This is a genomic window from Streptomyces sp. NPDC056144 (genome assembly GCF_042264145.1).
Classification (GTDB): Bacteria; Actinomycetota; Actinomycetes; order Streptomycetales; family Streptomycetaceae; genus Streptomyces.
In genome coordinates this window covers 1-20,716 of the sequence record NZ_JBHJVF010000020.1, presented here as the reverse complement: position 1 = coordinate 20,716, position 20,716 = coordinate 1, and the positions used below count along the sequence as shown (strand labels likewise).

The following is a 20,716-nucleotide window of genomic DNA, read 5'->3' as shown; positions in this document are numbered from 1 at the left end:
CTCCTGGCGGCGGGTGCGGCAGTGGATCTCACCCAGGCCGTTGCAGGTGCCGCAGGTCTTGCCGGACGAGTTGGCGCCGCTGCCACCGCAGTCCCCGCACCGTTCGTTACGAGGCGATCGCGGGCGCCGGGTCTTGCGTGGGCTCGCGATCAGCTGGTGCACGAGACCTCCTCCAGCTCGTCTTCCCAGGTGTGCCGTGCGATGTGGTCGGCGAACAGGCAGCAGCCCTCACCGTCGGACCCCGGGGCGGCCACCGGACAGTCCGGCAGCGTCACGAGTTCCGCCACGTCCGGCCCGTGCCAGCGAAGCCACAGCGCGGTCCCGTAGGCACCGGAGTCGGTGAGGAGTCCGAAGTGGTCACTCTCGTCGTGCGTGGACAGCTGGCATTGCACCGCACTGTCGATGTACGTGACGGCTGACTTCTCCCGCGCTTCCCGTGCCAGATCGAGGGGCACCCGTCGCCAGTGCGCGCACCGCATCACGACACCATCCGGAAGGACGTGACGGTGTTCCGCTCCTGCGTCGCGCACCGGAGGCAGGCGCACGGCGGGTAGCGGCCCGGGTTCTCCGGGATCACCGGGTCCTCGCTCACGTGCACGTTCGTGAGAGGCCCCCACGTCTGGCCGGAGTCGCGGGAGACCCGCAACGTCATCCGTACGTCTTCCTGTCCGTTCGCCATGACCAGGAGCATCTCGATCAGCGGACCCGGCCGGAAAGGCCAAGCGGATTACCCAACTTGGGTAACATCGCCCTTGGTTGACCAAGTGCAGCGATCCGTAGTCCTCATGCCGGAGCGTGCCGATGCCCGAGCCATCCCGCCCGAAGGAACTCCCCGTCGGTCTGCTCACGGACCCGGCAATGATCGAGGCGTGCCAGGCCAGAGACTTCGGCCGCGTCTTTCAGCTGGTCAAGGTCCGAGCAGGCGTCTATCCGTCGATGATCGCGCGGCGCTGCGACCTCACCCCCAGCCGCGTGGGCGAAGTGATCGCCGGGCGGCGACAGTTGCTCCACATGGACGTGATCGAACGGATCTCGGACGGCCTCCATATCCCTGGGCACATGCTCGGCCTGGCCAGACGCCCGTGGGAGACGCCGCAGACCCTGACCGTCACGCCACGAGAACAACCCGAGGCACGGAGTCCCGCCGACGAGCAGGTTGGTGCGGGGCTCCCCGGAGCGGACGTGGACAGCATCCTCGCCCTGACATCCGAGCGAGACCTCAGTCCATCGACGCTGGACGCGCTCCACTCGTCGATCGCGGACTACTGGCGTCGGGACGACGAACACGGCGGGGAGACCTTACGGCCGGCGGTCGTCGGCCAGCTCCGCTACGTCGTCGACCTCCTCAAGGAGCAGCGTCCGGCTCCTTTACGGGACGGTCTGCACAGCATCGCGGCCGAGCTGGCCCGGCTCACCGGATGGACCTACTTCGACGCTCGCCAGTACCACCAGGCGCGCGCCTACTTCACCGAATCCCTCGGACTGGCCAAGGCCGTCGACGACCGCCAGTTTATGGCCAACGTCCTTGCCTGTATGAGCCTCCAGGCCACCTACCAGGACAAGCCCGGCGACGCCCTCGCCCTCGTCACGGCCGCCCAGGATCAGGCCCGAGCCGCCGAGGGGACGACACCGCGTGTACGGGCCATGCTCGCGATGCGCGAAGCCTTCGCCCACGCCACCCTCGGCAACCACGGTGCGACTCACACCGCGATCTTGGAAGCCCACGCCCAGTTCGGACGGATCAGCACCGACGATCCGGACCCAGCCTGGGTCGCCTACTTCGACGAGCCGAAGCTCATCGTCGACACCGGCATCGCACACGGCCGATTGGGCGAAGCCGCCCTCGCCGAGCCCCTGATCGCGGACGCCCTTCGGCGCGAGCACGCGTCCAACCACCGAGGCCGTGCCTTCCACGCTTTCTGGCTCGCCCGCACCCAGCTCCAGCGCGGCAAGCTCGACGAGGCGTGCCACACGGCCATGGACGCCCTGACTCCGGCGGCGGCCGTCGGCTCGCAACGAGTCGCCGGCCACCTCCGGGAGTTCTACGAGCAGTTGGAACCTTTCCGCCGCGAACCGGCTGTGGTGGCCTTCGAGGCTCGACTACGGGAAATACTTCCCCGCCAGGTCAGCGGATCGCCTCGTCCATGAGCACGTAGAGCAGGCCGACCAGAGACCCACTGCTGACGATCTCGCGGCGGTCGATCATGCCCCGCACGTCGGCCAGCGGGATCCACTCGATCCGGTCCGACTCGTTCTTCTCGCTCGGCGGACCCTCGTACGTAGCCCCGTCGGCGCGGAAGACATGGTGCTGGGAGTCGGTGATGCCGTTCGCCGGCTCGGCGTAGATCAGCGACTTGATCGGACCGGGACGCCAGCCGGTCTCCTCCAGCACCTCACGGGCCGCAGCATCGGCCGGCGTCTCGCCCTCCTCCACCAGGCCCATGGGCAGCTCCCACGCCCAGGCGTCTGTGATGAAGCGGTGTCGCCACATCATCAGGACCTCGCGGTGCTCGTTGACCACGGCGGCCACGGCCAGGTGCCGGAGCTTGACAACATGGTGCTCCCAGCGGTTCCCGTCCGGCGTCTCGACGTCGGTGAGCCACAGATTCACCCAGCTGTTCTCGTAGATCGGTCGTTCCCCGTGGATCTTCCACTGCATGGCTACGGCCCCTCTCGATCGGTCTCCAGCATTGCAGAGCAGGCCGGTTGTGAGAGGGGCCGGTAGACAGGGGGCGAGTCAGTGGTGGCCCGGGAGCAGGTTCTCCACCGCCGCGTTGGCCGGCGGGAGGTCGGGGGTGCCGGCGGGCTTGGGCTTGGGGGTCAGGACGCCGCTGAGGGGGACGACGGAGGGCAGGTTCATGCCGCCCGTGTCGGCGGCGGCGGTGCCGGCGGTGGCGCCCGCGGCGCCCGCTGCGGCGAAGACGGTCAGGGCGGCGGCGGTGAGGATCCTCTTCATGCCCGTCGTAACGCGGACCGCGCGGATCCGGTTACTTTCCCCGTCTTCCTATGATGCGGGCATGAACACGTGGTCGATGCGCCCGGCACGGGCGGAGGATGTCGAGGACCTCGCGGAGCTGCGGGTCGTGGCGATGCGGGACGACCTGGTCAGGCTGGGCATCTACGACGAGGAACGGGTGCGGCAGCGGATGCGGAACCGTTTCCTCCCCGCGCACACCTCGGTGATCGAGGCGGACGGGGCCTTCGTGGGCTGCGTGGCCCTGATACCCAACGCCGACGTGCCCCTCGCCGGTCACGGCCACGAGGTCGGCGAGGGCGAGGGTTTCTGGCTGGAGAGCTTCTACCTCGCCCCCGGGACCCAGGGCCGGGGCCTCGGTACGGCGGTGCTCCGCACGCTCATGGAGCGGGCGGACGCGGACGGGGTGCCCGTCCGCCTCCAGTGCCTGATCGGCAGCGCGGCCGTCCGTCTCTACGAGCGGGAGGGGTTCACCGTGATGTCGGAGACCCCGTACGACGTGTGGATGATCCGGCAGCCGCGCGTCCGCGCCTGAGCGCTCAGGCCTCCGCGATCAGGGCCGTCGCGACCGTACGGAATCCGAGGCGGGCATAGAGCGCGGCCACGCGCTCGTCCGTCGCCGTCAGGAACACCGTCTCCACGCCACCCGCCCGGGCGTCCGCGACGAGGGCGGCCGTGACGGCGAGACCGAGGCCCCGCCGCCGCGCCTCCGGGACCGTGCCGACGCCGACGACCTCGGAGACCGCGCCGACGGGCTGGTGCTGCCCGGCGGCGAGGGCCCGGCCGGCGGGGTCGTACGCCGCCGCGAGCCGGGTCAGCCCGGCCTGCAGGCGGTCGGCGACCCGCTCCGTGGTGCCCGGCTGCGGGTCCGCGCCGAAGGCGGCGTACGGGGCGGCGACGGCGCTCTCCAGGGCCGGGTCGTCCGCGCCGACCAGCCGCACGGTGAAGCCCTCCGGGGCCGGTACGGGCACGCCGTCGCCCTCCAGGACCATCAGCGGGTGCTCGTGGACGGTCAGCCCGGTCGCCTCGACGGCGGCGCGCAGCCCCGGCGTGGTCTCCGCGACCCACTCGAACGCCTCCGGCACCCCGAGCTCCCGCTGCCGGGCCCGTACGCGCTCCACGGCGTCCGCCGGCACCTCGCCGGTGTGCCCGAGCGCCGGGCGGGCGTAGTAGGGCCAGCCCTCGCCCTCCTGGACGAAGAGGGTGAGCGGGCCGTGGGACTCGGCGCGGGCGGAGGAGCGGGGGACGGCGTCGTAGTACGCCTCGATACGGGTCAGCACGCGGCACACGGTAGGCGGCCGGGCCCGCCGCCGCAGCCGGATAAGTCCCGTGAGGCACCGGCCGCGTCGCGCCCCTCGGAATTCCACCGCCGACCCCCTACCGTGCCCCCATGCGGATCTCGACCACGATCTTCCTGACCGACGAGACCATCACCCCCGTGCGGCTCGCGCGCGAGCTGGAGGAGCGCGGCTTCGCCGGGCTCTACCTCCCCGAGCACACCCACATCCCCGTCTCCCGCGAGACGCCCTACCCGGCGGGCGGCGAGCTGCCCCGCGAGTACGGGCGGACCCTCGACCCGTACGTGGCGCTCGGCCAGGCCGCCGCCGTCACCGAGCGGCTCGGGATCGGGACCGGCGTGTCCCTGCCGGCCGAGCACGACCCGATCGCCCTCGCCAAGCAGATCGCGACCCTCGACCACCTCTCCCGGGGCCGCTTCACCCTCGGCGTCGGCTACGGCTGGAACGTCGAGGAGGCCGCCGACCACGGCGTCGACTGGCGCGCCCGCCGGGCCGTCACCCACGAACGCCTGGCCCTCATGCGCGCCCTGTGGGCCCCGGAGCCCACCGCGTACGCCGACGGGGAGCACGGCCGCTCCGTCCGCGCCTCCCACGCCTGGCCCAAGCCCTGGACGGGCGGCGCGCCGCGCGTCCTCCTCGGCGGCGGGGCCGGGCCGAAGCTCTTCGCCCGCATCGCCGAGGACGCCGACGGCTGGATGCCGATCGGCGGCCGGGGCCTGTCGGAGTCCCTGCCGGTGCTGCGGGAGGCGTGGGAGGCGGCCGGGCGCGACCCGAAGAGCCTCCAGGTCGTCCCGTACGCCGTCCTCCCGAGCCCCGGCAAGCTCGCCCACTACGCGGAGCTCGGCTGCGAGGAGGTCGTCCTCCAGCTCCCGCCGGGCGGGGAGGACGAGGTCCTGCGCACCTTGGACACCTTCGCCGCCTACCTCGGAACGGCCGATGGAACGGCCGATGGAACGGCCGATGGAACGGCCGATGTCTGACCGTCTTCGGCCTTCCTCCGGGGACCCCGACCTGCCCCGCCCCACCCGCTCGTATCCTCCCTATATGACGGATCACCAGGCAGAACGTCCCACCGAGAACGCCATGCGCCGCGCCCTGAAGCGGGCCAGGGACGGGGTCGCGCTCGATGTCGCCGAGGCCGCCGTGCTGTTGCGGGCGCGGGGGGAGGACCTGGCGGATCTCGTCGCGTCGGCCGGGCGGGTGCGGGACGCCGGTCTTGAGGCGGCCGGGCGGGCCGGGGTCATCACGTACTCGAAGAGCGTCTTCATACCGCTCACGCGGCTCTGCCGGGACAAGTGCCACTACTGCACCTTCGTGACCGTCCCCGGGAAGCTCCGCCGGGACGGGCACGGGATGTTCATGTCGCCGGACGAGGTCCTCGACATCGCCCGGAAGGGGGCCGAGCTCGGGTGCAAGGAGGCCCTCATCACGCTGGGGGACAAGCCCGAGGACCGGTGGCCCGAGGCCCGGGAGTGGCTGGACGCGCACGGGTACGACGACACCCTCGCGTACGTACGGGCCATGGCGATCCGGATCCTGGAGGAGACCGGCCTCCTGCCGCACCTCAACCCGGGCGTCCTGTCCTGGACCGACTTCCAGCGGCTCAAGCCCGTCGCGCCCTCCATGGGCATGATGCTGGAGACCACCGCCACCCGGCTCTGGTCCGAGCCGGGCGGCCCCCACTACGGGTCCCCCGACAAGGAGCCGGCCGTGCGGCTCAGGGTCCTGGAGGACGCCGGGCGTTCGTCGGTGCCGTTCACGAGCGGTCTGCTGCTGGGGATCGGGGAGACGCTGGAGGAGCGGGCCGAGTCGCTGTTCGCGCTGCGGCGCGTGGCCCGCGCGTACCACTCGGTCCAGGAACTGATCATCCAGAACTTCCGCGCCAAGCCGGACACGGCGATGCGCGGCATGCCCGACGCCGAGCTCGACGACCTCGTCGCCACCGTCGCCGTCGCGCGGCTCATCATGGGGCCCTCCGCCTGCCTCCAGGCCCCGCCGAACCTCGTCGACGCCGAGTACGAGAGGCTGATCGCCGCCGGCATCGACGACTGGGGCGGGGTCTCCCCGCTCACCATCGACCACGTCAACCCCGAGCGCCCCTGGCCGGCGATCGAGGAGCTGGCCGCGCGGTCCGCCGCCGCCGGGTTCGAGCTGCGCGAACGGCTCTGCGTCTACCCCGAGTTCGTGACGCGCGGCGAGCCCTGGCTCGACCCCCGGCTCCTCCCGCACGTCCGCGCCCTCGCCGACCCCGAGACCGGCCTCGCGAACCCCGAGGCCGTCGTCCGGGGCCTGCCCTGGCAGGAGCCCGACGAGGCCTTCACCGCCGCCGGGCGGACCGACCTGCACCGCACGATCGACACCGAGGGCCGTACGTCCGACCGCCGGGACGACTTCGACGAGGTGTACGGGGACTGGGAGTCGCTCCGGGAGGCCGCCGCGCCCGGCATGGTGCCCGAGCGCATCGACACCGACGTCCGCGAGGCCCTCGCCGTCGCCGCCGACGACCCGACGCGGCTGACCGATGCCCACGCGCTCGCGCTGCTGCACGCCGACGGTCCGGCGCTCGACGCCCTGACCCGTATCGCCGACGACGTCCGCCGGGCGGCGGTCGGCGACGACGTGACGTACATCGTCACGCGGAACATCAACTTCACCAACGTCTGCTACACCGGCTGCCGTTTCTGCGCCTTCGCCCAGCGCCGTACCGACGCCGACGCCTACACCCTCTCCCTCGACCAGGTCGCCGACCGCGCCGCCCAGGCCTGGGACGTCGGCGCCGTCGAGGTCTGCATGCAGGGCGGCATCCACCCCGACCTGCCCGGCACGGCCTACTTCGACATCGCGCGGGCGGTGAAGGCCCGCGTCCCCGGCATGCACGTGCACGCCTTCTCCCCGATGGAGGTCGTCAACGGGGCCTCCCGCACCGGGCTTTCGATCCGGGAGTGGCTGACCGCGGCGAAGGAGGCCGGTCTCGACTCCATTCCCGGCACGGCCGCCGAGATCCTCGACGACGAGGTCCGCTGGGTCCTCACCAAGGGCAAACTGCCCACCGCCACCTGGATCGAGGTCGTCACGACCGCCCACGAGCTGGGCATCCGCTCGTCCTCGACGATGATGTACGGGCACGTGGACCAGCCCCGGCACTGGCTCGGCCACTTCCGGACCCTGTCCCGCATCCAGCAGGAGACGGGTGGCTTCACCGAGTTCGTGACGCTCCCCTTCATCCACACCAACGCACCCGTCTACCTCGCCGGCATCGCCCGCCCCGGCCCGTCGCTCCGCGACAACCGGGCCGTCATCGCCATGGCCCGGCTCCTCCTCCACCCGCACATCCCCAACATCCAGACCAGCTGGGTGAAGCTCGGCACCGAGGGCGCGGCGGAGATGCTGCGGTCCGGCGCCAACGACCTCGGCGGGACCCTGATGGAGGAGACCATCTCCCGCATGGCCGGGTCGAGTTACGGCTCGTACCGCTCGATCCGCGACCTGGAGGCGATCGCCGAGGCGGCCGGACGTCCGGCGAGGCCCCGGACGACGCTGTACGGGGAGGTGACGGAGGAGCGGCAGCGGGTGGCGCGGGCCTCCGACGGGCATCTGCCGGAGCTTCTCCCGGTCCTCGGGGACTGAGTGCATGATGCGTCCATGACGCAGATGATCAAAGGTGGGAACCTGCCGCTGAGCGGCGAGCCGATGCGGGTCGCCGTGGTCCGCCGGTCCGGCGGACCCGGAGACCCCCGGGTCGACGCGGCGGCGCTGCTCGTCGCCGCCGACGGCACGGTCAGGAGCGGGGAGGACCTGGTCTTCTACAACCAGCCGGAGCACGCGGGCAGCGGCGTCCGGCTGTCGGGCTCCGCCCACGGGGAGGGCGGGGTTCTCGCGGACTGGCTGGAGATCGACCCCGGCCGCGTCGAGCCGGACGTGGAGCGGATCGTGGTCGCGGCCTCCTGCGACGACGCCACGTTCGGGGAGGTCACCGGCCTGTACCTGCGGGCGGTGAGCGCGACGACCGGGGAGCAGTTCGCGCTGTACGAGGTCGAGGACGCGACGACGGAGACGGCGATCCTGCTGGGGGAGTTCTACCGCCGGGGCGGGGGGTGGAAGGTCCGCGCGGTGGGGCAGGGGTACGACTCCGGGCTGCCGGGGCTCGCGAAGGACTTCGGGTTCGCGGTGCCGGAGGTGACGGACTCGGCGGTGACGGACCCCGAGGTGCCGGGCGTGGCCGATGAGGTTCCCGAGACCGTGCCCGCGCCCGCGCCCGTCTTCGTACCGGCGCAGGCCCCCGGCTTCGCCTTCGCGCGCTGCAACGACCTTCCCGAGCAGATGGGTCCCGAGTTCGCTCCCGTCGAGTTCTCGGGCCGGGGCAAGGAGGTCGTCGACACCGGCCTCGACCTCGCCAAGGGGTTCGTGGCCGTCGACCTGGTGAAGGAGGGGGACGGGTTCGTCGAGGTCGTCACGCTGACGATCCGCGGGCGCCGGTGGCGCGAGGTTCTGAAGAGCCGCCCCGCGCACGCGTACGGGGTGGGCGTCTTCGCGCACGACGGCCAGGCGCCGCCGCGGCTGCGGGTCGACGCCGGCGACGGGACCGCGTGGACGCTCAGGCTCCGGCCGGTGTCGACGCTGCGCGCCTTCGAGGGGCCCGGCCCCGTGGAGGGGTTCGGGCCGGACGTCCTGGCGTACACCGGTGACGAGACCGACGTCCGGTACCGGTTCGAGGGCGACGAGGACAAGGAGGGGTACTTCGGCGTCGAAGTCCACCGGCGCGGCGGCCACTGGCAGCACCAGTTCAGCCGGCGCGACCGGGGGCGCGGCGGCGGTGCGCTTCCCCGGGGCCCCCGGCTGCTCGTGGTCGAGGCCGACGGCGGCTGGTCCATGGAGCCCCGGAAGCCGAGGATCGCGGGCTTCTGGACCCGTCGCTGACCCCCTCCCGCGTCCCCGGGTGTCTACCCGACCAGCAGGTCCTTCTTCAGCTCCTTCAGCGCGTGGTGGTCGATGCCGAGGCCGTCGCGCAGGTACGCGCGGAAGGAGCCGTACTCCTCCTCGACCTCGTCGAAGCTCGCGTTGAGGTACGCCGGGCGGACGTCGAGGAGCGGCTTGTAGACGGCGGCCTGCTGGGGCGGGAGGTGGGAGAGGAGCGCCTCGTTGGCGGCGGCCCGGTAGGTGTTGCTGGCGAGGTAGTCGGCCATGACCGTCTCCTCGGGGACGCCGAGCGCGGTGAGCAGGGCCGCGTTCGACCAGCCCGTGCGGTCCTTGCCGGCGGTGCAGTGGAAGAGGACACCCCGGTCGCCGTCTTCGGCGATGCCGTCGAGGACGGCCGTGTACGCGGTACGGGCGGTCGCGCCGCTCACCATGTAGCGGTTGCCCTCGACCATCATGGCCTCGGCCTCGGCGGGGCTCTTCGGCATCGTCGTGAAGGTGCCGGCGCCCGCGAGGACGTCGGCGACGACGTGTGTGGCACCGGCGGGCACGCGGTCGGGGGCGGAGGCCCGCTCGGACTCCGTGCGCAGGTCGAAGACGGTGCGGACGCCGAGCCGCGCCAGCTTGGCGAGGTCGGCGGGGGTCAGCTTCTCCAGGGCGTCGGAGCGGTAGACCTCGCCCATCCTCACCCAGTGGCCGTCGCGGGTGCGGTAGCCGCCCGCGTCACGGAAGTTGACCGTGCCCTGGAGGCGGATCAGCCGGTCGGCGAGGTGCAGGGAGCCGCCCCGGTCGGGGACCAGGTCGAACCAGCGGCGGTCGGCGGCGCCGAGGCCGGAGACGGTGACGGAGCCGGTGGCGCCGCCGCGGGCGACGGTCCGGCCGTCGGTGCGGATCGTGACGCCGTGGGAGCCGGGGGCGGACCACGTGACGGTGTAGCTGCCGCCGGGGTTCTCGGTGACGGTCGCGGCGGTGAAGGGGATGCGGCCGGTCTCGCGGGGGTGGGCCGAGGCGGCGGGGGCGGTCACGCCGAGGAGGAGGGCGGCGGCGACGGCGGCGGTGGAGAAGGTTTTGACTCGTGTCACGGGGTTCATGCGGCAGATGGTTGGAGCCGTGGCCGAACCTCGGGTGAACTGCGGTCAAAAGTGGACTGACGGGCGTCGGACCACATAACGATCTGCGCCCCGAACGGCCGCACCCGGTCGATTACAGTGCGGCGGAGGGACCTGAGCGAGGGCCCGGGAACCGAGGGAACTGCCAGCGAACCGCCGACCGGGGGAGGGCACGTCGTGGCGACGACAGCCGCAGCCGTGTGGGGCCGCGCAGAACAGCAGGACTTCCGCGCACGGGTACGGGGATGTCTCCTCGGGACGGCGGTCGGCGACGCCCTCGGGGCGGGCGACGAGGCCTTCGGCCGGCGCGGCGCCGTCACCGCCGCCACGCAGATGGGCCTGTTCACCGTGGACGGCCTCATCCGCGCCCAGGTCCGCCGGGACACCGGCGCCTGGCACCCGCCCACCGACATCCACCGCGCCCACCTCCGCTGGGCCGCCACCCAGCGCGACTGGGGCCCCGACGAGCGCCGCAAGGACAACGGCTGGCTCGCCCGCGAGGAGTGGCTGTACGCCCGCAGGAACCCGCCCCGCGCCTGCCTCACCGGCCTCGGCGACGAGCGCATCGGCACCCTCGCCGCGCCCAAGAACCCCGAGGCCGCCGACTCCGGCGCCCTCGTCCGCTCGGCCCCCTTCGGGCTCCTCGTCGGCTGGGAGCCGCAGCTCGTCTGCCAGCTCGCCGTGGAGTGCGCGGCGCAGACGCACGGCGCCCCGGCGGCCACCCTCGCGGCCGGCGCCCTCGCGGTCACCGTGCACGGGATCGCGCGCGGCGGCTCCGTCGAGGCGGCGGCGGCCCGCGCCCTGGAGCTGCTCGCGGAGCGCCCCGGCCACGAGCCGGTCACCGGGGCGCTGACGGCCGCCCTCGGAGCCGTACGGGAAGGGGCGCCGGACGCGGAGCGCGTCACGGCCCTCGGGGCGGGGGAGGACCGGGCCGAGGGGCAGCTCGCGGCGGCCGTCTACTGCGCGCTGGTCGCCGAGGACGTACGGGCCGGGCTGCGGCTCGCCGTGGGCCACGAGGGGCCCTCCTCGGTGACGGGCGCGGTCGCGGGCGCGCTGCTCGGCACCCTGCACGGCGAGACGGCCCTCCCGCCGGCCTGGCTGGCCGAACTGGAGGGCCGGGGCACGGTCCTGGAGCTCGCGGACGACTTCTCGATGGAGATGACGCAGGGCGCGGCCCTGCACACGGCCGCGGAGTCGTCCCCCGGGTGGCTGGCCCGCTACCCGAGGGCCTGAACCGGAGTGACGGGGCTCGGCGCATCAGGGCTCAGCGCATCAGCTCGCCCGCGTTGACCAGCAGCGACTGTCCCGTGATCGCCCGCGCGCGGTCGGAGGCGAGAAAGGCCGCCGCCTCCGCCACGTCCCCGTCCGTCGCGAGCTCCGGCAGCGCCATCCGCTCGGTGAGCCGGGCCAGGACCTCGGCCTCCGGCACGCCCTCGGTGTGCGCGGTGAACTGGACGAACGCCTGGACCGGCGGCCCCCACATCCAGCCCGGGAGCACGGTGTTGACCCGGATGCGGTGCGGGCCGAGCTCGTGCGCGAGCGAGTACATGGCCGAGGTCAGCGCCCCCTTCGAGGCCGCGTACGCCGCCTGCCGCACCTGCGTGGGCGCGGCGACGGCCGACTGCGTGCCGACGATGACGACGGACCCGCCCTGCTCCTTGAGCGCCGGGAGGCAGGCGCGGGTCATCCGCAGGGTGCCGAGGAGGTTGACGTCGAGGACGCCCTGCCAGGTCGGGAAGTCGGCGTCCTCCAGGCCGCCGAAGTAGGAGTCCCAGGCGGCGACGTGGACGACGGCGTCGATCCCGCCGAACCGCTCGACGGCGAGCGCGGCGAGCGCCTCGCACTGCCGCTCGTCGGTGATGTCCGTGACCCGGTGGGCGGTGTGCGACCCGTCCGGGTCGATCTCGGCGGCCGACTTGGCGAGGTTCGCCTCGGTCCGCGCGCCGAGCACCGCGTTGCCCCCGTCCCGTACGACCGTCTCCGCGATCCGGTGCCCGAGCCCGGCTCCGACCCCCGACACGACGACCGTCTTGCCCCGCAGCAGCATCCGGAACCTCCTCGTACCCGACCCTGGTCACTTACCTGACGGTCCGTCAGAGTAGGTCTCCGTCATCGACTTGGGAAGGGATCCGTAGATGAGCAGTGAGGACTACGCGCGGCTGGCGTCCACCGGGCCGTACGGCGTGCACCCCGGCCACGCGCTGATCACCATGGTCGAGCCGCATCCGGGCCACGAGTACGCGTACAACCGCTGGTACGAGGACGACCACTACTACGCGGGCGCCATGGCCATGCCCTGGATGTACGCGGGACGGCGCTGGGTCGCCACCCGTGAGCTCCAGGAGCTGCGCCGCCCCGAGAAGTCCGCCGTCGCGCAGCCCGTGACCGCCGGCTGCTACCTGTCGACGTACTGGATCACCGAGGGCCGCTACGACGAGCACATGAAGTGGACCGTCGGGATCAACAAGCGGCTCAACGCTGACGCCCGCGTCCACCAGGAGCGCACGCACGTCTTCACGGCCTTCCAGGACCACACGGCGACCGTCTACCGCGACGGGGCCGCCGGACCGCGCGACTTCCACGCCCTCGACCACCCCTACGCCGGGCTGATCCTCCAGGTCGTCGACGCCGAGGGGCCCGAGGCGCGGGACGCGCTGCTCGACCGGCTGCGCTCGCGCGAGCTGCCCCGGCTGCTCGCCGGTTCACCGGCGGCGATGGTGACGGTCTTCCGGCCGACGCCGCTGCCGGGGGACCGCATGACGTACGTGAAGCAGGTCGAGGGCGTCGACACCCGCCTGACGCTGCTCTGGTTCCTGGAGCGGGACCCCAGGGAGTGCTGGACGGAGCACTTCGCCGGGCTGGAGACCCTGGGGGGCGAGGCCGGGGGCCGGGTGGAGCTCGTGGCGCCGTTCATCCCCACCGTGCCGGGCACGGACCGGTACGTGGACCAGCTGCGCTGACCCCCGTACGGACGCCGACCCGCGTACGGACGCCGACCCGCGTACGGACGCTGAATCGCGTACGGAAAAGGCCGAACCCTCTCGGCCAGGACGGCGATCCGGTCGAGAGGGCTCTTCGGGTACTGCGGTGGTGCGTTGTCGTCGGCAACGGGGCTCAGAGCGCCCCGTTGCTCACCTCGCCGACGAAGGCGTTCCACGAGCCCGGTCCGAAAGACAGCGACGGGCCCTCGGGGGCCTTGGAGTCACGCACGGCGATGGCCGCCACGAGCGGGGACCTCACCTCGACGCAGGCGCCGTTCCCGCCGGAGTAGGAAGACTTCGTCCACGTGTCCGTACCGCCCTGAAAGATCGCCATGATGCTCAACTCCGGTTCTGACCAGTGAGTGTGTGTCGCGCCGACGCTTTCTCGCCGACGTGATCGACGCTACTCGCCGGTCCCGGCCGGCGGGACCGGCGTTCACACGACCGGGTGGCATATTCCAACTGGGCTTCCCTGGGAGCGATTGCGGGGTGTACGGTGCCTGCCCCCCCCGGCTCCTGCCCCCCGCCTCCTGACCCCGCGACGGGCCGTCAGCCCTTCGCGTACAGCCCGGCCCGCTCCGCGATCAGTTCGCGCGTCGCCTCGGGGCTCAGCGCCTGGGCCCTGAGGTGCTCGTACATGACGGAGTACTTGTGCACGTCCTGGGTCTTCTCCAGGTACAGGTCGCTCGTGACCCCCTCGATGTAGACGACGCTGGAGTCCGAGGTGTCGGGGAACTCCAGGATCGAGTACTGGCCACTGATCCCCGGGTGCGCGCCCATCTCGAACGGGATCACCTGCACCGTGACGTGCGGCAGGTGCGACTGCTCGATCAGGTACTCCAGCTGCTCGATCATCAGCGGCCTGCTGCCGACGATCCGGTGCAGCGCGCCCTCGTCGATGACCGCCCACAGCCGCAGCGGCCGGTCGTCGTCCCGGATGCGCTCCTGGCGCCGGGTGCGGACCGTGACGCGCTTCTCGATGTCGGCCTGCGTCGTCTCCGGCATCGCGCCGGAGATCACGGCCTCCGCGTACGCCGGGGTCTGGAGCAGGCCCGGGATGATCTGCGACTCGTACATCCGCAGGCTCTCGGCCTCGGTCTCCAGGCCGATGTAGACGCTGTACGGGATGTCGCCGAAGGCGTGCCACCAGCCCTGCTGGCGCGAGTCCTTGGCCATCTGCATGAGCGAGTCGACCATGCGCTCGTCCTCGACCTCGTACACGCCACACAGGTCGCGGACATCGCGCTGGCTGATGGACCGGCGGCCGTTCTCCAGGCGGCTGATCTTGGACTGGGAGACGAGGAGGCGCTCGGCGACCTGCTCGGCCGTCATGTTCTTCGCCTCCCGGAGCTTGCGCAGCTCCTGGCCCAATCGGCGCCGCCTGACGGTGGGATTGACGTTGGACGCCACGGAAACTGCACCTCCGGCTGTGTGCCTGCGTAGCTGTGTGTATCTACTGCTTGGCAGACTGCCACCAATGGCGAGGTGCGCGCTGGGAAACCGGAACAACGCAGCTGTGCGGGGCGGCCGTTCCGGCCCGCCCCGCACAGTCGTGCGGCTCCCGGTGGTACTGGTGGCCCGACGGCTCAGTGAGCCGCCGCGCGGGCCATGCTGCCGCGAGGCTGCGCCGGAACGCCCGCCGCGGCCGCGCGGCGCGGCTGTGCCGCCGCGCCGTTCTGGACGTCCATCACGGCGTGCGCCACGAGGCCGCCCATCGGGTCGTGCCGGATCAGGTCGCGCAGCCGGGACCGCGACGACCGTCCTTCGTTGCCGGGGTAGAGGTGCTTGCCGAGACCGACCGCGTGGGCCAGAGCGGCGAGCGCCGCGGTCCGCGGGTCCGGCGGTACGCCGGTGCGGATCGCACTGTCCAGCCGGGACCTGATCTCCCGGCTGATCGCCGTGTCCGTCGCCTGGTAGCGAGTCGTCGGCAACACCCCGCACATCTGGGTCTCCACGGCATGCACCATGCCGCATCGCTCCAGATGCGAGAGATACGTCTGACGGAGCCCCAGTCGGGGTCCGCCGATCCAGTGGACGGCCCGAACCGGGCTGCCGCGCCTGCGCAACAGCTCCAGTGCGGAGTCCAAGGTCGGATCTCCGGTCGGCCGTGGCATCACCACGGCGATACGATCCCCGTCTGGGGCTATCCGTCCTGCCAGCGCCAGCTCCACTAGCTGTGCTCCGGCCAGGCCGAGGTCGAGCGACTGCGGCTGCGCTGTGGTACCCGTGGTCGGGTCCAGAGCGAGCAGCAGAAGCTCTTCCGGAATGGTTCTGCGGCTCCTGCCCATCCATGCCTCCCCGCGTGGATGAGTGACAGGGTGACCCCTCTCACATTCATCTGTCGAGAGTGCCTGGGTGGTTCATCCGGGAACCAGTAGGTATGTCGTTCTCGTCTAGCACGGGAGCCAAGTGGTCCACACGGGACACTGGTAGACGGTTCGGACGTACGCATGACGCATGGAGGAGGCACGGTGGCGGGCGAGTCCCCCGACAAGGCGGAGCAGCAGGGGTCGTCGGAGGAGACGACGGCCTCGGGCGGCGGTACGCCATCTTCGTCGGTTCAGGTGGATCAGCCGACGGCCGTGTTCAAGACCCTGACGCCGCGCGCGTCGGACGACGCGCCGAAGCCCGGGGAGGCGGCGGAGGCGGCGGAGTCGTCCGACGAGGCTCCCGTGGCGGACCCCGAGCCCGAGGGGGAGCGCCTGAAGGCCGCCGTGGCGGCCTGGGTCGCGTCGGCGGCCGACGAGGAGCCCGCGCCGGCGGCCGAGGAGCCGGAGGAGGCTCCTGAGGACGCCGAGGACGCCGAGGACGCTCAGGACGCCGAGGACGCTCAGGACGCCGAGGACGTCGAGGACACGGACGAGGAGTCCGCCCACGACGAGGAGGAGGCGGACCGCGAGGCCGAGGGCGACGCGGACGAGGAGCCGGTCGAGGACGCGGTCGCGGTCGCGGCGGAGGCCGTTGCGGAGGAGGCCGAGGATGCTCCCGCCGCCGAGTCCGAGTCCGAGTCCTGGTTCGCGGCGCGGAAGCCGGCGGCGGCCGAGGAGAAGCCCGCCGCCGAGGACTCCGAGGCCGAAGACTCCGAGGCCGAGGACGCACCGGTTGTCGACGAGCCCGCCCCGGTCGTCGACGAGCCCGTCGACCAGCCGACGGCCATGTTCAAGATCGTGCGTCCGCCGGCCGAGCCCGCCGTGGACCAGCCGACGACCGCCCTGAAGCTTCCCGCCGACCTGCCCGGCCCGGAGTCCGACTCCGAGCGCACCAGCACCTTCGTCCCGCTGCGCCCGGACATCCCGGCGGAGCGGAAGGCCGAGCAGGCCGCCCCGCAGGCCCCGTCGGCGCCCCAGACGCCCCAGACGCCCCAGGCCCGCAAGGTGCCCGCGCCCGCCCCCGTACCCCCGGCGGCGGACAAGGCGGCGGCCCCGGCTGCTTCCACTGCCCCGGCCGCTCCCGCCGCCCCCGCGACTCCCGCGACTCCCGCGAACGCGGCCGAGGCCGAGCGGACCCGGCAGCAGCCGCTGCCGCCGCTCCCGCCCCTCGACCTCCTCGCGGAGCTCACGAACACCCCGCCGCCGAAGCCGAACGCGCTGCGGACGACCCTGCGCCGGGTCCGGATCTGGACCCCGCTGCTCGTCCTGCTCCTGATCATCTTTGCGATCGTGCAGATGGTCAGGCCGCTGCCGGAGCCCGTCCTGAGCCTCACCGCGTCGCCGACCTTCACCTTCGACGGCGGCGAGCTCGACATGCCGTGGCCGACCGAGGGCCAGGGCGCGGTCGAGGTCGAGGGCGTCGGTTCGATGGGTCTGTACGGCCCCCAGAAGCCGGCCCCGATCGCGAGTGTCACGAAGACGATGACGGCGTACGTCATCCTCCGCGACCACCCGATCAAGGGGAAGGAGCAGGGCCCCGAGATCACGATCGACAAGAAGGCCGCCGACCAGGCGAAGGCGACGCACGAGTCGACGGCACAGGTCAAGGAGGGCCAGACCTACTCGGAGAAGGAGCTCCTGGAGCTCCTGATGATTCCGTCCGCGAACAACGTGGCCCGGCTGCTCGCCCGCTGGGACGCCGGCTCCGAGGCCGCGTTCGTCGAGAAGATGAACGCCGCCGCGAAGGACCTGGGCATGACCCAGTCCACGTACACGGACCCGTCCGGTCTGCTCGACAGCACCACGTCGACCCCGCAGGACCAGCTGAAGCTGGCGAAGGCGGTCATGCAGTACGACGTGTTCCGCGAGATCGTGAACATGCCGAACGTGACGGTGGACGGCATCGACGGCCGGATCGAGAACAACAACAACATCCTGCTCGAACCGGGTGTGAGCGGCATCAAGACCGGCTCCTCCACGCCCGCCGGCGGCAACCTGCTCTGGTCGGCGAACACGATCGTCGACGGCCAGAACCGCCGCATCCTCGGCATCGTCATGGGAGCGAAGGACGCCAAGCTCCTCAACGACAAGCTCCAGCTGGCCATCGACAACAGCCTCAAGCTGATCCAGCAGGCCCAGAAGGACGTCACCTCGGCGGCCGTCGTGAAGAAGGGCCAGGTCCTCGGCTACGTGGACGACGGTCTCGGCGGCCGGACGCCGGTCGTGGCGACCAAGGAGCTCAAGGCGATCGGCTGGCCCGGCCTCCAGGTGAAGCTGGAGCTGACGGACGGCGGCAACGCCGTCCCGCACACCGGCAAGGCGGGCGACGTCGTCGGCACGGTGTCGATCGGCGAGGGCGCGGGCAAGGTCAGCGCGCCGGTGGCTCTCCAGACGGACCTGGTGGAGCCCGGATTCGAGAAGAAGCTCACGCGCGTGGGCTGAGCGCGGCCCGACGGCCGGGCGCCCGGGACCGACGTCCGGGGCGCCCGGCTGTTAGCGTTTCCGGGGCAGTAGGGGCAGGGACGTACGACCGGAGCAGTACGGGAAAGGGCCACAGTGACCACCGCTGAGCCGAAGCGAGCGGATCGCACCGACGGCGAGGACCATGATCATGACGTCGACCCCGCTCCCCGTCGCGTAGTGCTCCCGTCCCCGCGCCACGAGCAGGCGCCCCCCGAGGAGGGGAAGGCCCCCAGCACCCCGGCCACCCCGTCGACCCCGTCGACCCCGTTCTGGCGCCGCAAGCGCCGCTACACGGTCCTGGCGGCCACGGGCGTCGCCGCGCTCACCCACATCCTCTGGTTCTACCTCTTCGCGAACAGTGGCGGGGACCTGGCGGCCCAGGACGCGTGGGCGGAGTTCGTGGGCCGGCACCCGGACTCCGCGTACAACCTCGCCTGGTACGGCGGGATGCACCCGGTCTCGTACAGCGTCGTCTCGCCGTACCTCATGTCCCTGCTCGGCGTCCGCTCCACGATGATGGTCGCGGGGACGCTGTCGGCGATGCTGACCTCGCTGATCCTGGTGCGGGTGCCGGCGGTCAGAAACCCGATGGCCTGCTCGCTGGCCGGCGTCTTCGCCTTCCTCTGCAACGCGCTCTCCGGCCGGGTCACCTTCGGCCTCGGCATGATGTTCGCGCTGGGCGCCGTCGCCGCCGTCTTCTGCTGGCCGCACCGCTGGCGGCGCAAGCGCTGGGCGAAGGCGGTGGTCGCGGCCCCGCTGGCGGGCCTGGCGACGGCGTGCAGCCCGGTGGCGGGCCTGTTCCTGGGCGTCCTGGCGGCGGCGCTCTTCCTCAACAAGCGACGCCCCGGCGCGTACGCCCTGGGCCTGGCGCCGGTAGCGGTGGTCGCCCTCTCGTCCTGGCTCTTCCCCTTCTCGGGCACCCAGCCGATGGCCTTCGCCTCGACGGCCCTCCCCCTCCTCTTCGGGATCCTGGTCTTCGTCCTCGTCCCGAAGGACTGGCGCACGGTCCGCACCGCGGCGGCCGTCTACACCTTCGGCACGCTCCTGACCTGGCTGATCGACTCGCAGATCGGCTCGAACATCTCGCGTCTGCCGATGCTCTTCGCGGGAGTCGTGCTGCTCGCGGCGCTCCCGTACACGGCCCCGCGCTCGCGCCGCTGGTACGCGCTGCTGCTGGCCTTCGCGGGCCTGAACTTCTGGATCGGTTTCAAGGGCGTCGACGACGTCATCCGCACCGCCCCCGACGCCTCCTGGGCGCGCGAGCTGGCGCCGCTGGTCAACCAGCTCCAGGTACGGGACGCGGGCAAGGCGCGGGTCGAGGTCGTGCCGGCCTCCAGCCACCGCGAGTCCTCCGCCCTCAGCCCGTACATCAACCTGGCGCGCGGCTGGAACCGCCAGGCGGACATGGAGCGCAACCCGCTCTTCTACGACGACACGCTCAACGCGGTGAACTACAACCAGTGGCTCCACCGCTGGGCCGTCCACTACGTGGTCCTGCCGACCGGCGCCCCCGACTCGGGCGCGGCGCGGGAGGCGGAGCTGGTGGAGGACGGCCTCCCGTACCTGAAGCAGGTCTGGTCGGACGAGAACTGGCGCCTGTACGAGGTCCAGGCCCCCACGCCCCTCGCGGAACCGCCCGCCGAGGTCCTCAGCGCCGAGGAGAACGAGGTCGTCATCCGCGTCGACCGCCCCGGCCGCGTCCAGATCCGCGTCCCGTACTCGCCCTGGCTGGCCCTGATGGACGAGAACGGCGGCAAGATCGAGGCCCCCCAGGAGACGGAGGCCTCGAAACTGGCCCGCGAGAACTGGGAGCCGACAACGGACACGGACACCGAGCCGCCCAAGCTCTTCGCCAACGAGGAAGGCTGCCTCTTCAAGGCGGAAGCGGACGAGGAGGGCGACGAATGGACCGAACTGATCGCCCCGAAGCCCGGCGTCTACCGCCTGGCGGCCCCGTACAAACTCTCCCGAGGCACCCCGTGCCCGGAGGAACTCCGCTGACGGCCCGAGCCGACCCACCGCGCTGACCCACTGCGCTGACCCACTGCGCTGACACACGGAAGGGCGCCTACGGAGATCCGTAGGCGCCCTTCCGTTCGTGTGCCCCCGGCAGGATTCGAACCTGCGACACCCGCTTTAGGAGAGCGGTGCTCTATCCCCTGAGCTACGAAGGCGAACGCGATCGCAGACAGCCTAGCGGATGGGGGTTGCCGAGGTCGCCTCCGTTGCCGGTGGGCGGGGGCGGGGGCGTTCGGGGGTGGTGTCAGTTGTGGGTGTGGAGGATGTCGTTGAGGCCGCCCCAGACCGCGTTGTTCGGGCGGGCCTCGACGGTGCCGGTGACCGAGTTGCGGCGGAAGAGGATGTTCGAGGCCCCGGAGAGTTCGCGGGCCTTGGTGATCTGGCCGTCGGGGAGGGTGACGCGGGTGCCGGCGGTGACGTAGAGGCCGGCCTCGACGACGCACTCGTCGCCGAGCGCGATGCCGACGCCCGCCTCGGCGCCGATGAGGCAGCGTTCGCCGATGGAGATGACGACGTTGCCGCCGCCGGAGAGGGTGCCCATGGTGGAGGCGCCGCCGCCGATGTCGGAGCCGTTGCCGACGACGACGCC

Annotated in this window: 20 protein-coding genes and 1 tRNA gene; 9 read left to right on the top strand and 12 right to left on the bottom strand. The window is 72.2% G+C overall.

The window, feature by feature from the left end; all coding sequences use genetic code 11:
* Positions 1 to 149: 149 nt before the first annotated feature.
* The gene (locus ACFC0Z_RS34425) at positions 150 to 455 is read right to left on the bottom strand and encodes a hypothetical protein (RefSeq protein ID WP_376446619.1); all 306 of its coding nucleotides are present in this window, start codon (positions 453 to 455) and stop codon (positions 150 to 152) included.
* Positions 456 to 478: 23 nt separating this feature from the next.
* The gene (locus ACFC0Z_RS34420; RefSeq protein WP_376446616.1) at positions 479 to 679 is read right to left on the bottom strand and encodes a hypothetical protein; all 201 of its coding nucleotides are present in this window, start codon (positions 677 to 679) and stop codon (positions 479 to 481) included.
* Positions 680 to 801: 122 nt separating this feature from the next.
* Here ACFC0Z_RS34420 and ACFC0Z_RS34415 point away from each other — a divergent pair, with 122 nt between their 5' ends.
* Positions 802 to 2,148: a hypothetical protein gene (locus tag ACFC0Z_RS34415; RefSeq protein WP_376446613.1), complete on the top strand. Its 1,347-nt coding sequence runs from the start codon at positions 802 to 804 to the stop codon at positions 2,146 to 2,148.
* Here the strand turns inward: ACFC0Z_RS34415 and ACFC0Z_RS34410 are convergent.
* Positions 2,126 to 2,659, bottom strand: a complete 534-nt coding sequence (locus tag ACFC0Z_RS34410; protein WP_376446611.1) for an NUDIX hydrolase — start codon at positions 2,657 to 2,659, stop codon at positions 2,126 to 2,128. The genes ACFC0Z_RS34415 and ACFC0Z_RS34410 overlap by 23 nt on opposite strands.
* Before the next feature lie 78 nt (positions 2,660 to 2,737).
* Positions 2,738 to 2,956: a hypothetical protein gene (locus tag ACFC0Z_RS34405; RefSeq protein ID WP_376446609.1), complete on the bottom strand. Its 219-nt coding sequence runs from the start codon at positions 2,954 to 2,956 to the stop codon at positions 2,738 to 2,740.
* 61 nt (positions 2,957 to 3,017) lie between these two features.
* Here ACFC0Z_RS34405 and ACFC0Z_RS34400 point away from each other — a divergent pair, with 61 nt between their 5' ends.
* A complete protein-coding gene (locus ACFC0Z_RS34400) occupies positions 3,018 to 3,509 on the top strand; it encodes a GNAT family N-acetyltransferase (RefSeq protein WP_376446607.1) in 492 nt (163 codons plus the stop codon).
* 4 nt (positions 3,510 to 3,513) lie between these two features.
* Here the strand turns inward: ACFC0Z_RS34400 and ACFC0Z_RS34395 are convergent, their stop codons facing one another.
* Positions 3,514 to 4,254 carry a GNAT family N-acetyltransferase gene (locus tag ACFC0Z_RS34395; protein ID WP_376446604.1) on the bottom strand — a complete coding sequence of 247 codons (741 nt, stop codon included), beginning with the start codon at positions 4,252 to 4,254 and terminating at the stop codon, positions 3,514 to 3,516.
* Positions 4,255 to 4,364: 110 nt separating this feature from the next.
* Between ACFC0Z_RS34395 and ACFC0Z_RS34390 the strand changes: the two genes are divergently transcribed.
* From ACFC0Z_RS34390 to ACFC0Z_RS34380, 3 genes are all read left to right on the top strand, one after another.
* On the top strand, positions 4,365 to 5,252 hold the full coding sequence (locus tag ACFC0Z_RS34390; RefSeq protein WP_376446601.1) for a TIGR03619 family F420-dependent LLM class oxidoreductase: 888 nt from the start codon (positions 4,365 to 4,367) through the stop codon (positions 5,250 to 5,252).
* Positions 5,253 to 5,316: 64 nt separating this feature from the next.
* Positions 5,317 to 7,899, top strand: a complete 2,583-nt coding sequence (locus ACFC0Z_RS34385; protein ID WP_376446598.1) for a bifunctional FO biosynthesis protein CofGH — start codon at positions 5,317 to 5,319, stop codon at positions 7,897 to 7,899.
* Between the two features lie 15 nt (positions 7,900 to 7,914).
* On the top strand, positions 7,915 to 9,189 hold the full coding sequence (locus ACFC0Z_RS34380) for a TerD family protein (protein WP_376446595.1): 1,275 nt from the start codon (positions 7,915 to 7,917) through the stop codon (positions 9,187 to 9,189).
* A 23-nt stretch (positions 9,190 to 9,212) separates the two neighbouring features.
* Here ACFC0Z_RS34380 and ACFC0Z_RS34375 read toward each other — a convergent pair whose 3' ends face one another.
* The gene (locus tag ACFC0Z_RS34375) at positions 9,213 to 10,277 is read right to left on the bottom strand and encodes a tyrosine-protein phosphatase (RefSeq protein ID WP_376446592.1); all 1,065 of its coding nucleotides are present in this window, start codon (positions 10,275 to 10,277) and stop codon (positions 9,213 to 9,215) included.
* Between the two features lie 195 nt (positions 10,278 to 10,472).
* Between ACFC0Z_RS34375 and ACFC0Z_RS34370 the strand changes: the two genes are divergently transcribed.
* A complete protein-coding gene (locus ACFC0Z_RS34370; protein WP_376446589.1) occupies positions 10,473 to 11,528 on the top strand; it encodes an ADP-ribosylglycohydrolase family protein in 1,056 nt (351 codons plus the stop codon).
* A gap of 31 nt (positions 11,529 to 11,559) precedes the next feature.
* Here the strand turns inward: ACFC0Z_RS34370 and ACFC0Z_RS34365 are convergent, their stop codons facing one another.
* Positions 11,560 to 12,342, bottom strand: coding sequence for an SDR family oxidoreductase (locus ACFC0Z_RS34365; protein WP_376446587.1), 783 nt, complete (start codon positions 12,340 to 12,342; stop codon positions 11,560 to 11,562).
* 88 nt (positions 12,343 to 12,430) lie between these two features.
* Between ACFC0Z_RS34365 and ACFC0Z_RS34360 the strand changes: the two genes are divergently transcribed.
* Entirely contained in the window at positions 12,431 to 13,255 is an 825-nt protein-coding gene (locus ACFC0Z_RS34360; RefSeq protein WP_376446586.1) for a hypothetical protein, read from the top strand.
* 154 nt (positions 13,256 to 13,409) lie between these two features.
* Here the strand turns inward: ACFC0Z_RS34360 and ACFC0Z_RS34355 are convergent, their stop codons facing one another.
* The 3 genes from ACFC0Z_RS34355 to ACFC0Z_RS34345 form a co-directional block, all read right to left on the bottom strand.
* A complete protein-coding gene (locus tag ACFC0Z_RS34355) occupies positions 13,410 to 13,610 on the bottom strand; it encodes a DUF397 domain-containing protein (protein ID WP_376446583.1) in 201 nt (66 codons plus the stop codon).
* A 215-nt stretch (positions 13,611 to 13,825) separates the two neighbouring features.
* A complete protein-coding gene (locus tag ACFC0Z_RS34350; RefSeq protein ID WP_376446581.1) occupies positions 13,826 to 14,686 on the bottom strand; it encodes a helix-turn-helix domain-containing protein in 861 nt (286 codons plus the stop codon).
* Positions 14,687 to 14,862: 176 nt separating this feature from the next.
* Positions 14,863 to 15,564 carry a GPP34 family phosphoprotein gene (locus ACFC0Z_RS34345; protein ID WP_376446579.1) on the bottom strand — a complete coding sequence of 234 codons (702 nt, stop codon included), beginning with the start codon at positions 15,562 to 15,564 and terminating at the stop codon, positions 14,863 to 14,865.
* Positions 15,565 to 15,726: 162 nt separating this feature from the next.
* On the opposite strand from ACFC0Z_RS34345, the gene ACFC0Z_RS34340 reads away from it, so the two are divergent.
* Together ACFC0Z_RS34340 and ACFC0Z_RS34335 are read left to right on the top strand one after the other, a co-directional pair.
* Positions 15,727 to 18,087, top strand: coding sequence for a serine hydrolase (locus tag ACFC0Z_RS34340; protein WP_376446576.1), 2,361 nt, complete (start codon positions 15,727 to 15,729; stop codon positions 18,085 to 18,087).
* A gap of 114 nt (positions 18,088 to 18,201) precedes the next feature.
* Positions 18,202 to 20,109, top strand: a complete 1,908-nt coding sequence (locus tag ACFC0Z_RS34335) for an MFS transporter (RefSeq protein ID WP_376446573.1) — start codon at positions 18,202 to 18,204, stop codon at positions 20,107 to 20,109.
* Positions 20,110 to 20,209: 100 nt separating this feature from the next.
* On the opposite strand, the gene ACFC0Z_RS34330 is transcribed toward ACFC0Z_RS34335, so the two are convergent.
* Positions 20,210 to 20,282, bottom strand: a tRNA-Arg gene (locus tag ACFC0Z_RS34330).
* 89 nt (positions 20,283 to 20,371) lie between these two features.
* A partial coding sequence (locus ACFC0Z_RS34325; protein WP_376446570.1) for a DapH/DapD/GlmU-related protein occupies positions 20,372 to 20,716 on the bottom strand: 345 nt, incomplete at its 5' end.